Origin of the sequence: Rhizobium sp. CECT 9324 (genome assembly GCF_918741265.1) — a bacterium.
In the GTDB taxonomy this organism is placed as follows: domain Bacteria; phylum Pseudomonadota; class Alphaproteobacteria; order Rhizobiales; family Rhizobiaceae; genus Allorhizobium.
Map to the genome: position 1 here is coordinate 405,499 of NZ_CAKKMZ010000002.1, position 15,749 is coordinate 421,247.

General features: G+C 57.1%; 12 protein-coding genes and 1 pseudogene. 8 read left to right on the forward strand and 5 right to left on the reverse strand.

The annotated features are described in order from the left end of the window. The first annotated feature begins 25 nt into the window (after positions 1-25). The 4 genes from LQ231_RS21860 to LQ231_RS21875 all read left to right on the forward strand — a co-directional run bounded on the left by LQ231_RS21860 (position 26) and on the right by LQ231_RS21875 (position 6,005). Positions 26-1,429 (forward strand): PLP-dependent aminotransferase family protein, encoded by a 1,404-nt coding sequence (locus LQ231_RS21860; protein WP_230173925.1) that lies wholly within the window; start codon positions 26-28, stop codon positions 1,427-1,429. Between the two features lie 130 nt (positions 1,430-1,559). Beyond that, complete coding sequence (locus tag LQ231_RS21865) at positions 1,560-1,955, forward strand: DUF983 domain-containing protein (RefSeq protein WP_230173926.1); 396 nt, start codon at positions 1,560-1,562, stop codon at positions 1,953-1,955. Between the two features lie 249 nt (positions 1,956-2,204). Next, the gene (locus tag LQ231_RS21870) at positions 2,205-4,295 is read left to right on the forward strand and encodes a carboxy terminal-processing peptidase (RefSeq protein ID WP_230173927.1); all 2,091 of its coding nucleotides are present in this window, start codon (positions 2,205-2,207) and stop codon (positions 4,293-4,295) included. A 264-nt stretch (positions 4,296-4,559) separates the two neighbouring features. After that, positions 4,560-6,005, forward strand: a complete 1,446-nt coding sequence (locus LQ231_RS21875) for a phospholipase D-like domain-containing protein (protein WP_230173928.1) — start codon at positions 4,560-4,562, stop codon at positions 6,003-6,005. 101 nt (positions 6,006-6,106) lie between these two features. Here the strand turns inward: LQ231_RS21875 and LQ231_RS21880 are convergent, their stop codons facing one another. After that, a complete protein-coding gene (locus tag LQ231_RS21880; protein ID WP_113139991.1) occupies positions 6,107-6,757 on the reverse strand; it encodes a GntR family transcriptional regulator in 651 nt (216 codons plus the stop codon). Between the two features lie 163 nt (positions 6,758-6,920). On the opposite strand from LQ231_RS21880, the gene LQ231_RS21885 reads away from it, so the two are divergent. From LQ231_RS21885 to LQ231_RS21900, 4 genes and pseudogenes are all read left to right on the forward strand, one after another. After that, positions 6,921-8,339, forward strand: coding sequence for a malonyl-CoA decarboxylase (locus LQ231_RS21885; protein ID WP_230175013.1), 1,419 nt, complete (start codon positions 6,921-6,923; stop codon positions 8,337-8,339). After that, positions 8,336-9,850, forward strand: a complete 1,515-nt coding sequence (locus LQ231_RS21890) for a malonyl-CoA synthase (RefSeq protein ID WP_230173929.1) — start codon at positions 8,336-8,338, stop codon at positions 9,848-9,850. The genes LQ231_RS21885 and LQ231_RS21890 overlap by 4 nt, the downstream gene beginning before the upstream one ends. Positions 9,851-9,940: 90 nt before the next feature. After that, positions 9,941-11,287: an SLC13 family permease gene (locus LQ231_RS21895; RefSeq protein ID WP_230173930.1), complete on the forward strand. Its 1,347-nt coding sequence runs from the start codon at positions 9,941-9,943 to the stop codon at positions 11,285-11,287. A gap of 285 nt (positions 11,288-11,572) precedes the next feature. Then, positions 11,573-11,836 (forward strand): annotated as a pseudogene (locus LQ231_RS21900) (hypothetical protein); the annotation flags it as partial. A 110-nt stretch (positions 11,837-11,946) separates the two neighbouring features. Here LQ231_RS21900 and ugpC read toward each other — a convergent pair. From ugpC to LQ231_RS21920, 4 genes are read right to left on the reverse strand one after another with little or no spacing between them, the layout of a single operon-like run. Next, a complete protein-coding gene (ugpC, locus tag LQ231_RS21905) occupies positions 11,947-12,999 on the reverse strand; it encodes a sn-glycerol-3-phosphate ABC transporter ATP-binding protein UgpC (protein ID WP_230173931.1) in 1,053 nt (350 codons plus the stop codon). After that, entirely contained in the window at positions 12,999-14,045 is a 1,047-nt protein-coding gene (locus tag LQ231_RS21910; protein ID WP_230173933.1) for an NAD(P)-dependent alcohol dehydrogenase, read from the reverse strand. Before LQ231_RS21910 ends, ugpC begins: the two co-directional genes overlap by 1 nt. A gap of 4 nt (positions 14,046-14,049) precedes the next feature. Beyond that, positions 14,050-14,868, reverse strand: coding sequence for a carbohydrate ABC transporter permease (locus tag LQ231_RS21915; RefSeq protein ID WP_113139998.1), 819 nt, complete (start codon positions 14,866-14,868; stop codon positions 14,050-14,052). Continuing rightward, positions 14,865-15,728, reverse strand: a complete 864-nt coding sequence (locus LQ231_RS21920) for a sugar ABC transporter permease (protein WP_230173935.1) — start codon at positions 15,726-15,728, stop codon at positions 14,865-14,867. Before LQ231_RS21920 ends, LQ231_RS21915 begins: the two co-directional genes overlap by 4 nt. Positions 15,729-15,749 lie beyond the last annotated feature (21 nt).

The following is a 15,749-nucleotide window of genomic DNA, read 5'->3' on the forward strand; positions in this document are numbered from 1 at the left end:
AATTCGGACCAACTGAAAGAGCGGAATGAATAACTGGCACCCTGATCTTAGCCGCAGCAGCAGCCCTCGCTACATGGCGATTGCCGACTTGATCGAAATGGACCTGCGCAGTGGCCACCTCGTGGTGGGCGATCGATTGCCGCCGCAGCGAGAGCTGGCCAAGCGGCTGAATGTGGATTTTACCACCGTCGCTCGAGGCTATGTCGAGGCCCAGAAGCGCGGGCTGGTCGTTTCTCATGTCGGGCGGGGCACATTTGTAACAGGTGGTCTTGATCGCGAGCCGCGGGGCATTGTCTCCGACGCGGCATCAGATCCGCGCCGTGTTGCCGCAATCGACTTGTCGATGAATATGCCGCCTGAACCCGAAGACGCGGATTTGATCGCGCGGATGCGTGAAGGTATGTCAGCGGTCGCATCAAATCTTATTCCGCTGCTGAGGTACCAGGCTTTCGGTGGGTCGGTGATCGATAAGGAGGCGGCTGCCGCTTGGCTTAGCCGACGGGGGGTTGTGCCCTCGCTGGAGCGCGTGTTCGTTACCCCCGGCGCCCACCCCGCGCTTTTGGCGATATGCGGCTTGCTGGCCAAACCCGGCGAAACGATACTGTCTGAAAATATCACCTATCCAGGTATCCGGTCCATTGCCGCGCAGTTGAGGCTCAATCTTTCAGGCCTGCCGTTGGATGATGACGGAATTCTTCCCGACGCCTTTGCGGCGGCCTGCGAGCGCCTTAAACCCAAAGGTCTTTACCTCAATCCAACCTTGCAAAATCCGATGACCTTGACCATCCCAGCACAGCGCCGGGAAGAGATTTGTGCTGTTGCCCGCAAATATCATGTGCCGATCGTCGAGGACGATGCATATGGTTTCATTCCTCTGGATGGACCGGCCCCGTTTGCGGCAATGGCTCCCGATTTGACCTGGCATATTGGCGGTCTTGCCAAGTGCATCGGTGCCGGACTTCGGCTTGCCTATGTCGTCGCACCCGATACCAAGGCGATATGGCCGTTTGTCAGCGCGATGCGAGCAAATAATGTCATGGCGTCGCCCCTGAATATGGCGCTGGCGACCCGCTGGATCGAGGACGGCACGGCCGATTCCATCCTGCGTTTTATCCGCAAGGAAGCGACGGCGCGTCAGGAGATGGTGGCGAGGATTTTGCCCACTGGAAGTTATCGCGGTGATCCGATCAGTTTCAACATCTGGCTGCCCTTAAGGCAAGGCTGGACGCGCTCGACCTTCGGCAGTCACATGCAAAGCTCTGGCATCGGAGTTGTGGCAAGCGATGCCTTCACTGTCGACGGTCCGGCGGAGGAGGCGGTGCGGGTGTGTTTGGGCGGACCGATCGGCCGCGCGAAACTGCAAGGAGCCCTGGAATTCATGGGCCATGCGCTAGAAGGTCCGCCTGAGTTATCGGCGTCATTCTTCTGACAGGCTTTCGTGGCGCCGCTTTTATAATGGCCGTACCTGCGTCATTCTGGCTGATCGACGAATTGATCGGATTTCTTTACATGTTGAATGCAATCAATGATCGGATTGTATCTATCGTAAGGATACCGGCATGAACGAGCAATGGCCTTCCCTCACTCCTTTCCAGACCGGTCTGCGGGGCCGTTGCCCCAGATGCGGAAGAGGACACCTTTTTAATGGCTTTCTGACGCTCAAGCCGAAATGCGAGGCCTGTGGTCTCGACTACTCATTTGCTGATCCAGCAGATGGCCCCGCTTTCTTCGTCATGTGTTTTGCTTGCGTGCCAAGCTTTCTGCTCGGCGTATGGATCGAAGTTGCTTTCCAGCCGGCATGGTGGGTTCATTTTTTGACGACGCTGCCATTCATGGCGCTCACATGCATTCCGCCGCTGCGGCCGATTAAGGGCCTGCTGGTCGCAAGCCAGTATTTTTACAAGGCCGAGGAAGGCAGGCTTGTCCGCGTGGCTTCTGAAGGAAAAGAGACCTGAAAGCTCTTTGGGATGTCCCTTGCTTTGACGGTCCGTGGAGTGCCGTTTTCGCGAAACTCGAATGGATGTCGATCATCCGCTGCGGCCAAATCGGCGATCGCCGCGTCCCGCCACGTGGATTGTAGCGCGCCCTACAGTAACGTGATGGAGTGATCGTCCGGGAAAAGTATACATCTCGTTGCCATGTGGCCATAATTGCTCCACCAACGTTACGCAGTGTTGGAAGAAGCAAATGGGATCAGAGTCAAAATGCGCATCCGCTACAGTGTCTTGGGTATTTTTCTTGCCGTTGCCCCTTCGGCTTATTCGCTGGAACTCCGGCCCCCGGTCTTGTCGCCGTTGCAGCAGCAGGAGCAAGCTGCCAATCTAAGTGCCCAGTTGCTGACCGAATTTGCTTACAAGCCTGTACCGCTTGATGATGTATTGTCTGAGAAGATCATGACGCGGTTCATTGAGTCGCTTGATCCGGACCGGATTTTCTTTTTGAAGGCCGATATCGACACGTTCATGGCGGACAGCGCCAAGATTGATGATGCGATACTCCAGAAAGATCTGGAGCTGCCGTTCGCCGTATTCAACACTTATTCGCAGCGCGCAGTGGACCGCATTGCGTATGCGCGCGCGCTGCTCAAGCAAAATTTCAGTTTCGATGTCCAGGAGAATTATTCCCTGGCGCGTGACACGGAGCCTTGGCCGCAATCCGAGCCGGAGGTTGAAGACCTTTGGCGAAAGCGCGTCAAAAGCGACTGGTTGCGGTTGAAGCTGGCGGGGCAGGCGGACGCGGAAATTCGCGTGACACTCGACAAGCGCTATAAGGCAGTCCTGGATCGTGTCTACAAATACAAGAGTGACGACGTTTTCCAGTCATTCATGGCTGCCTACACGACATCAGTTGACCCGCACACCGACTATTTTGGCGCAGCGGCATCCGCAGACTTCGACATTTCGATGAAGCTATCGCTCGTTGGTATCGGTGCGGTTCTGCAGGAACGCGATGGTTACACGACGATCCGGGAGCTCGTGCCCGGCGGCCCGGCGCAACTCTCCGGAAAGTTGACGGTTGGCGATCGCATCATTGGTGTCGGTCAAGGTGATGATGGCTCGGTCAAGGACGTCGTTGGCAATCGTTTGGATGAAGTCGTGCAGTTGATCCGCGGCGAGAAAAATTCCGTGGTGCGCTTGAACATCATGCCTAAAGACGCGGGAGAAAGCGCAGGCAATCGCGTCATCAGTTTGGTGCGGGATAAAATTAGCCTCGAGAAGCAGGCTGCCAAAAAGACCATAGTGACAGTCGGAAGCGGGGAGACGGCGCGCAAGATCGGTGTCATTGCGCTTCCAGCGTTCTACGAGGACTTCAACGCGCGTCGAAAGGGCGAAAAGGATTACCGGAGCGCAAGTCGTGACGTTGCGGCGCTTCTCGGCGAACTTAAAGCTGAGGATGTTGATGGCGTGCTGATGGATTTGCGCGACAATGGTGGCGGATCGCTGGACGAGGCAATTGATCTGACCGGTCTGTTCGTCGGGAAAGGCCCGGTGGTTCAGCAACGCAATGCCAAAGGCAAGATCAGGATTGAAAGTGACGACCTCTCCAAGCCAGCCTGGTCGGGCCCTGTCGGCGTATTGATCAATCGCGGTTCAGCGTCAGCGTCCGAGATTTTTGCCGCGGCCATACAGGACTATGGACGCGGCGTGATCGTCGGTGAACCGAGCTTCGGCAAAGGTACCGTACAAACAGTCGTCGACCTTGATGAAGTGGCTCGCAACAGCAAACCGAAATTTGGCCAACTTAAGCTGACGATTGCCCAGTTCTTTCGTATCGACGGCGGGACGACCCAGCTCCGCGGTGTCACGCCGGACATCGCCTTGCCTGGCCTGTCGGACCCCAAGACCCTTGGCGAGGCGAGCTACGACAATGCCTTGCCCTGGGACAAAATCAAGCCGGCGAAGTATGCGGTTGTCGGACACAGAGATGAGTTGCTGCCGCAGTTGCAGAGCCGCCATAAGGCTCGAGTAACATCCGATCCGGATTACCAACGTTTCGAAGAAGATGTGGCGGCGCTGAAGGCGCAGCGGGACAAAACGTCTATCTCCCTGAATGAAAAGGAAAGGCGAAACGAACTTACTGCGCTTGCGGACCGCCTCAAGAATCGGCCGCAGACAAATGGCGCCTTTATTGGTGGCGAAGATGACGGGCTTCAGGCCAATGAACGCAGCCTTGGCGCTGATATCGCGCTTGAGAAGACCCGCGAGCAGGCCAAGGATGTCCTGAAGAATGAAGCAGCCGCAATTGTGGCCGATGAGGCGGAGCTTCAGGGCGGGCTTAAGGCCGCTGTTCGATAAGACAGGGGTTTGCCACCCTTTGAGTAGCGGATTTCAGAGCTGAAACGTGTCGCAGCGGGGGGGCTGCGTCGCACGTGTCGTGGCGCTGGCCGCCAGGCCTGTCCACGGATTGCGATTGTATCGAGAGGTGGCGCCGAATGTCGGCGTTGGTGCTTTCGATCAGCTGCCAGACGTCTGAGCCTTTCGTCAAATCGGCTTTCGATGACATCTCGATCCAGCCTGGCGATGCCCTATATCGCACTTAGTAAAATGCGAGGTGATCCGGTGAAGTCGATACTTGTCGAGGGCGAAACGTGCTGGCGCATTGAAGAGGCCGATCGGGCGGCCGTTATTGTCGATGCGGCTGACTTCTTCAAGCATGCCCGGAGCGCGATGTTGAAGGCGAAGCGCTCCATCTTTATGGTTGGCTGGGATTTCGATACGCGAATTGATCTTGTGCCTGGCGACGCGAACGATGGCGCGCCGGAAAAGCTCGGCGACTTTCTCAACTGGCTTTCAAATCGTCGAAATGAAATCGATGTGCGAATTCTCAAATGGGACATTGGGCTGATTAACTCGGTCACTCGGGGTGAAACGCCGTTCTACATTTTGTCGTGGATGTTTTCAAAGCGCGTGCATTTGAAGCTTGATGGTGCGCATCCTTCGCTTTCCGCCCATCATATGAAACTTCTGGTGATCGACGACCACCTCGCCTTCTGCGGGGGTATCGACATGACAGTCGGACGCTGGGATACTCGCGACCATGTTGAAAAAGACAAGCGGCGGCGCTCGCCGATGGGCTTTGCGCAAGGTCCGTGGCACGATGCGACAACCTGCGTGTCTGGACCCGCGGCGGCGGCGATCGGTGCGCTTGCCCGTATGCGCTGGCAGGCAGCGACTGGCGAGGTGCTCGATCCTGTCGACATTCCGTCCGATCCTTGGCCCGACGAACTGGACGTGGATTTCAGGAATATAAGGATCGGTATCGCACGGACCCAGCCGGAATATCTGGAGCAACGTCAAGTTTGTGAAATCCAGGCCGCAAAACTGGCCATGATCGCGGCAGCCCGAGAGACGATCTACATTGAAAGCCAGTATTTCGCCACGAGGGTGATTGCTGAAGCGATCGCCGAGAGGCTGGCCGAGAAGGACGGACCCGAGGTCGTGTTGATCAATCCCGAGGGGGCAGACGGATGGCTTGAAGCAAAATTCATGGACTCGGCGCGCATCCGGCTGATGAAACTCGTGCGAGACGCGGATCGGGATGGACGCTTCAGGATTTTTTATCCGGTCAATTCCGCACGTACATCAATTTATGTGCATGCCAAGATCATGATCGCCGACGACCGTATTCTCAAGCTGGGCTCGGCAAATCTGAACAACCGCTCGATGGGCTATGATACGGAATGCGATATCGTGATCGAGGCGCTGCACAAGGGAGACGCCATATCCCAAGCTATCCTGGCGCATCGAAACGCATTGATTGCCGAACACCTCGGCTGTGAGCCATCCGACATAGAGAGTGAAGTCGAAAAGCATGGTTCGCTGATCAAGGCCATTGAAGTGCTCAACAATGCGCATGGACGTGGTCTGGTGGCGGTGGCAATGCGGGAGCTAACCGCGGATGAGGAACTACTCGCAGAGTCGAGCATCGCTGATCCGGAAAGGCCGATGGGTGTAGCAAAGCGTATGTCGGGATATCTCCACCGCCGCCGATACACGCATGCATGAAAAAAGTCTGCTCGCGTGGTGCTTTTTGTCGAAAAGGTACCCGTGGCGCTCGTCGCGCACAGCGGTTTCGAGGCTGATCCCTTTTCTTCCTGCACCTGAAATCATCTGGCCGCCATGTTCGCAACGAGATCGCTGAACCTTTCGCCCTGAATGCCGACATGTCCCCGCAATAGCCGACGCGCTTCGTCACCGTCTCCAGCAAAGATTGCGTCGACGATTGCGCAATGTTCTGAGAAGGATGTCGACAAACGGTTGCGCACGCGCAGTTGCAGCCGACGATAGGGGCGCAGGCGCCGATGCAGCTGGGCGCATTGTTCCTGAAGAAATTCGCTACGGCTGGCCGCATAGATCGCTTTGTGAAAATCTTCGTTGTCATAATAATAGGCATCGCTGTCACCGGCGCTGGCGGAATGTTCGCAGCGGCTGTGCGTCTCCGTAATTGCCTCCCGGGAAGCCCCGTCGAGCCGACGTGCGGCGAGAGACCCCGCTAACCCCTCAAGTTCCGCCATGACTTCGAACATCTCATAGACCCGATGCGGCCCTGGGTCGATGACGATGGCGCCTCTGCGCGGTCTGATTTCGATAAGACCAATCGCATCAAGCTGCATCAATGCTTCGCGCACTGGCGTGCGAGAAACCCCAAATCGCGTTGCGAGCGCCATTTCATCCAGCCGCTCTCCCGGCAAGAACTCGTTGGAAAGAATGGAGTTTTCTATTTCATCTCGAAGCCATCGGCCAACATTGTCAGACATATCCGCCACCTATAGCATACGTAGTTGTTGATCTTGTATACACGAAAGTTGACCACGTGTACGAAAGATGTCATTCTCTATGCTATAGCTGAGGCGCATTAAAGGGAAGCACCGGCCGAATTCGATCGCGCACCGCGTGCGAGAGATCAGGGGAGGAAAGGGCATATCAGACGTTTCGTACTTTACCGACATGCTTCAGAGCATCACAGATCGCGGACGCCAACTTCTGTTTTCCGGCTCGCGCATGCCGCAGATTGCAGCCGAAGCGGATCTCCACACTCTCTGTGAAATGCTGCTATCAAGCCGGGGCGAAGCCTCGGGCATGGCGCTCGCTGCCGAAATCTTCGATCGCTGGAGCACCCTCGGCGGCGATGGCCAACAGGCATTTTTCCGCATGCTTCATGAGAAATTCGGTCCTGACACTGGCCGACTTGACCAGGCGATCGAGATATATAGGTCTGACAAAAGCTCCGCTTCCATCATTAAGCTCCATCAGGCAGCGGAATCACGCCGCCAGGAACTTCTGCGCCGATTGAACCACGCCCCCAACGGCACCGCGAAACTTGTCCGCATGCGCGAGCATTTGCTTGCCTCGTCAGATCGGTCCGAAGGTTATCACGCGCTTGATGCCGATTTCACCCATTTATTCGGCTCGTGGTTTAATCGCGGTTTCCTGACGCTGCGTCCAATCGATTGGTCGACGCCGGCATCCATCCTTGAAAAGATCATTCAATACGAGGCCGTGCATGAGATCGCCGGTTGGGAGGAACTGCGCCGTCGCTTGGCCCCGGCCGACCGGCGTTGCTTTGCGTTCTTCCATCCGCGCTTGGCCGACGAGCCATTGGTGTTCGTCGAGGTGGCGCTGACACGATCTATGCCGCGAGCGATTGCTGATGTCCTGGATGAGGGCAGGGAGCAGATCAGTGCTGACCAAGCGACCACCGCTGTCTTCTATTCAATTTCCAACTGCCAGGATGGCTTGCGCGGAATTTCATTTGGCAACTTCCTGATCAAGCAGGTTGTCGATGATCTGCGCCGAGATTTTCCCGGTCTTAAAAATTTCGTCACGCTGTCTCCAGTACCGGGATTCGCCCGTTGGCTTTCCAGAGTGCGCGGTGTTGGTGCAGACGGGGCATTGGGAGACGAGGAACTCGAAACGCTACGACTGCTGGACGATCCGGACTGGGCTGCGAACGAGGATGCGGCGACCGAAGTCGAGCGCATACTGTTGCCGCTTGCAGCGCGTTACTTTCTTGTCGAACGAACGCCGGAAGGTCGCCCGCTCGATCCGGTCGCGCGCTTCCATCTCGGCAATGGCGCACGCCTCGAAAGACTGAATTTCCGTGGCGATCGGTCCAGCAAGGCAATGCATCAGGCGCATGGTTTGATGGTCAACTATCTCTACGAACTCGAAGATATCATTGCGAACCACGAGGCACTGGCGCAGCGCGGCGAGGTGATCGCCTCGACCGGTGTCCGGAGCCTTCTGAAGAAGAAAGACGAAAGCCGCGGCCATCGACCAGATGGCTCACGGAAGTTCGGGCAGATTATCAGTTCAACGCTTGGAGGAGGGCGCAAATGAGCAATCATCTTTTTGACGCGATAAAGGCTGCCGCATCGGGTGACGCAGCTTTTCTGCGGATCGATGGCAGCCGAATCTTGACATACAATGACGCATTCGCGCTTTCCGGCCGGATAGCGAGCGCGATGGATACGCTCGGTATTCGTCCGGGCGACAGGGTGGCGGTGCAGGTCGAGAAAAGCGCGGAGGCTTTGATACTCTACCTCGCCTGTCTGCGAAGCGGAGCGGTGTATCTGCCGCTCAATACCGCTTACACGCTGGCAGAACTCGACTATTTCATCGGCGATGCCGAGCCGCGTCTGGTGATCGTCGCGCCGAGTGCGCGCGAAGGGATAGAGAAGATAGCGAAGCCTCATGGTGCTATCGTCGAAACGCTTGATGTGGACGGTGGAGGGTCGCTCCTGGAGCTTGCCCGTGACGAGCCTGCCGACTTTGTTGATGCCTCTCGCAGCGCAGACGATCTTGCCGCGATCCTCTATACATCGGGCACCACGGGGCGTTCCAAGGGGGCAATGCTCACACATGGAAACCTGCTCTCGAACGCGCTCACCTTGCGCGACTATTGGCGTGTTGAGGCCGGTGACCGACTGATCCATGCTTTGCCGATCTTCCACACGCATGGGCTTTTTGTTGCCACCAATGTCACAATGCTCGCCGGCGCCTCGATGTTCCTGCTGTCGAGATTTGACGCCGAAGAGGTGATTTCGTTGATGCCGCAGGCAACGATGTTGATGGGCGTGCCGACCTTCTATGTGCGCCTCCTGCAAAGTGCACGCCTAAACCGAGAAGCCGTTGCCAACATCCGCCTGTTCATCTCCGGTTCGGCTCCCCTGCTTGCCGAAACGCACACCCAGTTCCAGGCCCGCACAGGTCATGCGATCCTCGAGCGATACGGTATGACGGAAACCAATATGAACACGTCTAATCCTTATGAAGGCCAGCGGGTTGCCGGAACGGTAGGTTTTCCGCTGCCGGGTGTGACCATACGCGTTACCGATCCAGTGACCGGGCTTGCACTTGCGCCTGACGAGACCGGAATGATTGAAATCAAGGGACCAAATGTCTTCAAGGGCTACTGGAGAATGCCGGAAAAGACCTTGGCGGAATTCACCGCCGACGGTTTTTTCATCAGCGGTGATCTCGGGAAAATCGACTGCGACGGCTATGTGCATATCGTCGGTCGCGGTAAGGACCTTGTGATTTCGGGTGGATACAACATCTATCCGAAGGAGGTCGAGGGTGAGATCGACCAGATCGAGGGTGTCGTCGAGAGTGCGGTCATCGGTGTGCAGCATCCCGATTTCGGAGAAGGTGTGACGGCCATCGTCGTGCGTAAGACGGGCGCCGCACTGAATGAAAAGACCATTGTCGACGCACTCCAGGATCGCCTCGCGCGCTACAAACAACCCAAACGCATAATTTTCGTCGATGATTTGCCGCGCAATACGATGGGCAAGGTTCAGAAGAACGTCCTTCGCCAGCAGTATGCCGACCTCTACACCACGAGTTAAATCAACCGTGCCCTCTGGGAGGAGGCGCGCACTTCCTAAATCGAGTTTGACAACAACTACGGCGCTGGAGGCGTCGGAGGGAGGGGAATCATGTCTATTGAACTGCTGTCCATCGGGCTGCTCGTTGCCATGTTCATCATTGCGACGATCCAGCCAATTAACATGGGGGCTTTGGCGTTTGCTGGCGCCTTCGTGCTCGGGTCTCTGATCATCGGGATGAAAACCAGCGACATATTTGCCGGATTTCCGAGCGATCTGTTCCTGACGCTTGTCGCCGTGACCTACCTCTTCGCCATAGCGCAGATCAATGGGACGATCGACTGGCTCGTCGAGTGTGCAGTCCGTCTGGTGCGCGGACGCATCGGTTTGATCCCCTGGGTCATGTTCCTGGTGGCCGCAGTTATCACAGGTTTTGGTGCACTCGGGCCTGCTGCGGTCGCAATTCTTGCACCGGTCGCATTGAGCTTCGCCGTGCAATACCGGATTCACCCGGTCATGATGGGCCTGATGGTGATCCATGGTGCGCAGGCAGGGGGATTTTCGCCAATCAGCGTCTATGGCGGCATAACCAACCAAATCGTCGAGAAGGCAGGCCTGCCTTTTGCACCGACATCCCTTTTTCTCTCAAGCTTCTTCTTCAACCTGGCGATTTCCGTCTTGGTATTCTTTGTTTTTGGCGGCGCAAAGGTAGGGAAGCAGGAAGCCGCCTCCTTCGGGCCATTGCCCGAACTTCATCCCGAGGGCGTGACCGAGTCGATCCGAGGTCATGGTGGGACGCCGGCAAAAGCAATCAGGCAGCACGCTTACGGCACGGCCGCGGATACCGCTTCCACGCTTCGCCTGAACAACGAGAGGATTGTCACCCTGGTCGGCCTTACAGCGCTCGGAATTGGTGCCCTCGTTTTCAAGTTCAACGTCGGGCTTGTTGCAATGACCGTGGCTGTCGCCCTCGCCTTGCTGTCCCCGAAGACGCAGAAGGCCGCGATCGACAAGGTAAGCTGGTCGACTGTTTTGCTGATCGCCGGCATCATCACCTATGTTGGCGTCATGGAGAAGGCTGGTACGGTCACTTATGTGGCGGATGCGATATCAAGCCTCGGCATGCCGCTGTTGGTGGCGCTCCTGCTTTGCTTTACCGGTGCGATCGTTTCGGCTTTTGCGTCCTCGACAGCATTGCTCGGGGCGATTATCCCCCTGGCTGTACCATTCCTCCAGCAAGGGCATGTCAGCGCCATCGGCGTGGTGGCGGCGATTGCGATCTCGACGACCATCGTCGATACCAGTCCGTTTTCCACCAATGGTGCTCTTGTCGTCGCCAATGCGCCGGATGACCGTCGTGAACAGGTGTTACGGCAGTTGCTCATCTATAGCGCTCTGATCGCCATCATCGGCCCAATTATCGCCTGGCTGGTATTTGTGGTGTCCGGTGTAGTCTAAAAGCCCAGGCTTTTACGATCCCGCTTCCTGCCCGTTGATGTGGTGGATACCGCTGAATGCGGGCAGGTTGGCGGAGGCTTTGCGGATCGTCATGCCGATTGAACGTCGGGTCTGTATCGATCAAAGGAGCAGCACCTCAGACCCTACGGAACTTAACGAGCCGCTCTTCGTTGTAGGGGACCAACGGCAAATGCCGTTCACAACGATCCCGGAGGTTTAATGTCCCGACTTATTGCTACATCGTTAGTGCTGGCTATTGCAGCTACTGTTTTCACTGGCGGCGTCGTGCCGGTCGCAGCGCAGGAACTTGAGCTCAGGCTCGGTCCCGATGGCGTACGTCCTGTCATTCGAGACCCCCGTGCTCACGAGCGCGATCGGCAGCGCGGCTGCAGTTCACGTGAAGCTCGGGCGGCAGCCCGCGATGAGGGGCTTCGTCAAGCCGAAATTATCCGGGAAACTCCACGACGCATCACCGTCGAGGGTGTCAACCGCCGCGGTCGTATCGAACGAGTGACGTTCGCAAATGTAAGAGGTTGCCCGACGATCTAAAACCTTAATGTCGAAGAAGCGCCGGACGTTTTGCGTCCGGCGCTTCTTCGCTTAGTCATTACCTGATCGCCGCATGCCTAGACTAAGGCATTCTGCCCCCATGGGATTGCTCATTGCCTCAGGCGGGTTTCCAATTTGGGATCAAACAGGTGGAGGTTGCAGCTGTCGACGTCGATGCCGATGGTTTCACCCTCATGTACCCTCGTTGACGCAGGCACGGCCACATTGATCTCGTGTTTGACAGTTCGGATCGTTACAAGCCGCGTTTCGCCATGAAACTCGTTTCGTTCGACTTGGCCGCGCAACGCACCCCCGGTCTGGTTTAGCCTCATGGCGCCGGGGCGAATTCCGACCGTGACAGGTCCCGATTTTAAGGCAAACGGGGCGGCGAGCTTGATCGAGTGGTCCTGGAGCATGCCGTCGGAAGCGTCGAGTTCGATAAAATTCATGTTGGGTGTACCAATGAATCCTGCCGCAAACAGAGTGGCCGGCTCCTGGTAAATTTCCTCCGGTGTTCCCATCTGCTCGATCCGGCCCTCCTTCATCAGCACAATTCGATCTGCCAGTGTCATGGCTTCGAGCTGATCGTGCGTGACATAGATGCTCGTCGTCTTCAGGTCCCGGTGCAGACGCGCAATCTCGACACGCAGATTACCTCGAAGCTTGGCGTCGAGGTTTGAAAGCGGTTCATCGAACAGGAAGACTTCCGGAGTTTTGATCATGGCTCGGGCGATTGCAACGCGCTGCTGCTGGCCGCCGGAAAGTTCTGTCGGCTTGCGAGACAGGTAGACACCGAGGCCAAGCGCCTCGACGACCGGCGCAAGTCGATCAGCGATCGCGGCCTTTGCAATACCAGCCCGCTCAAGTCCGAAGGTGATGTTTTCCCGCACAGTCATATGGGGATATAGGGCGTAGTTCTGAAAGACCATGGCAATGCCGCGATCACCGGGGTCGCGTTCGTTCACGCGCTGGCCGCCAATCAGCAGATCGCCGCCCGAAATGTCTTCCAGGCCTGCGATCATGCGCAGCATTGTCGACTTTCCGCAGCCCGACGGTCCGAGAAAAACGACGAACTCATGATTGTCGACCTGAAGATTGAAATCGCGCATGACCTCAAGCGCGCCATACACCTTCCGGATGGAGCGGCATTCTACAGTTGCCATCAGTTATCCTCCCCGACCATCGTGATCTGCAGTTTCACGTCCTCAGGTCGACCCTCAGCGGCTCGTTCGAACGCGGCGATGGAATCATCGAATTTGTATGTCTTCGAGACCAGCGGCTTCAGGTCGACCTTACCCGCCGCGATCAGTGCCAGAGCACGATCGAAGACGTTGGCGTAACGGAATACTGTCTCAATGCGGCACTCGCGCGAGCAGGCAGCGGCGATGTCGACTGGCACCGGTTCCGGCGGCAAACCGACCAGCACCACAGTGCCACCGGGGCGGACCACTTTGAACAGGTCCCGCACCGCTGCTGGCGCGCCGGAGCATTCGAACACGATATCTGCACCCCAGCCATTGGTTGCTTCAGTGACTGCGCTGACGATGTCGGTCTGGCGCAGATTTACACCGGTTATGCCATCATAGGTCTCGGCCAGCTTCAGCTTCGTCTCTGATAGATCCGAAATCAGCACACGAGAACACCCACCGGCAAGTGCCGCTAGCGCCACCATGATGCCGATGGTGCCGCAGCCCGTAACAACCGCTGTATCTCCGGGCGTGATGCGGGCGCGGGCCGCGGCCTGCATGCCGACTGCGAACGGTTCGACCATTGCGCCTTCGGCGAACGACACATTGTCGGGCAGTTTGTAGGTGAAGCCGGCGGGATGCACGGTCTCGGGGCAAAGGATGCCATGCACAGGTGGCGTCGCCCAAAAGCTGACAGCCGGATCGACATTGTAAATGCCCAGTCGCGAAGCCCGTGACAGCGGGTCGGGAATGCCAGGTTCCATGCATACCCGGTCGCCCGCTTTGAGATGCATCACGTTTGTGCCGACTTCGACGATCGTGCCAGCACCCTCGTGGCCGAGCACCATTGGCGCGTTGAGAACGAAATCACCAATGCGGCCGTGGGTATAATAGTGAACATCGCTGCCGCAGACGCCCACGGTATGGAGCCGGATGCGCACATCATCCGGGCCAATGTGCTGCGGTAAATCGATATCACGCAGCTTCAAATCGCCGACGCGTTCCAGGACTAGTGCTTTCATGGGTTCAACCTTGATCAGTTTTCTTTGAGAATGCGGCATTGAGACCTCCCGCCATGACGCCGAGCAGGATCAGCGGAGGCAACGAAAGCAGAACGACGGCGGCGTTGAGAATGCCCCAGGGGACGTTCATGCCCAGCTGGGACATTTCAGATGCGATGATCGGCAATGTCTTTGCCTTGGATGTGGTGAGCATCATCGCCAGGAGGAACTCGTTCCAGACGAGGACGAAGGAGAAGGCAATGGCACCAAAGATCTGAAATCGGGCGATCGGCAGCGCGATGCGGAAGAAGGTTGCATAGGGTCCCAGGCCGTCGACGCGGGCCGCTTCTTCAACATGAAGGCTGACCCGTTCAAAGGCGGGTACCGAAAGCCAGATGGTGATCGAGGCGGTCACGATCAGATAAGTGACGATCAGCGAGAGGCGGGTGTCGTAAAGATCCAGCCCGAGCCAGATGACCAGCATCGGTATGGCGATCGCGACCGGTGGCAGGAAGCGCAGCGAAAGGACGAAGAACTGTGCCTCAGCCGTCAGCCGGTTCTTGAATCTGGCTATGACATAGGCGGCGGGAACGCCGATGACGGCACCGATAACCACCGCACACGTGCAGATGATGATTGAATTGGTCAGCGCGCGGGCAACCGATCTTCGGTTGAGCACATAGCTCATATTGTCCCAGACCGGCTGGAAAAACAGCTTTGGAGTGCTGACCAGGAGATCGGCATTGGTCTTGAAGGCATTGAGCAAGGTCCACAGCAGGGGCAATACCACAAGCGCGGCGGCAAGCACCAGGATGCACCGAAGCAACAGAGTGGAGACTTTCATCGGTTCAGCCTCTTCCAGGTGAAGGTGAAGGTCACGATGGTCAGCACCATCATGATGACGGCCATGGACGAGGCATAGGAGATCTTCCCGGATTCGATGAAGCCTTGAGAATAGGCATACATGTCGAGGGTCTCAGTTGAGATGCCTGGTCCCCCACGGGTCATCACATAGACCAGATCGAAGGATCGCAGGCTTTCGATAGCCTTGACCAGGAGCAGGCTGATCAGCGGTGCCTTCAACATTGGAAGCGTGACATATCGATGGACTTCGAAGCGCGTGGCGCGGTCGATCCGAGCTGCCTCGAGCGGCTGGGGCGGCAATGATTCCAGCAGTTTCAGGATGATCACCGCGAAGAACAGGCCCCATTGCCAGACGTCGACGAAAGCAACGGCGAAGAGGGCTCCAAGGGGCGTGGACAATATATCGGGTGTGCTGCCGGTCAGTTCCCGCACAGGCCAGGTCAAGGTTCCATACAGTGGATGGAATGAAAACTTCCAGACGAAGGCAGCGCAGACGCGCGGCAGCAGGACCGGGATGATAAACAACACGCACAGAATGTTGCGCAGTCTTGTACCGGCAGCTTCGAACATCGCAATCCCGAGCCCGATCCCGGTCAGCATTGTGGCTGTGACGCTGAGGATTTCCCATTTGAAAGAGACCCATAGAGCGTTCAAAAATCGGGCATCGGTCAACAGGGCAGCGTAGTTTGCGAACCAGACATAGTCCGCGGCTGGTTGTGACAGCGTTCGGTTCTGTAGCGATATGTTGATCGCATAGATCGTCGGGACCAGTGCCAGAACAATCAGGATCCCCAGAGTGGGGCCGAGAAAGACGTATGGAAGCGAGCGTCCGCGGCGCATGGCAAGTTCCTCAAATGGTAG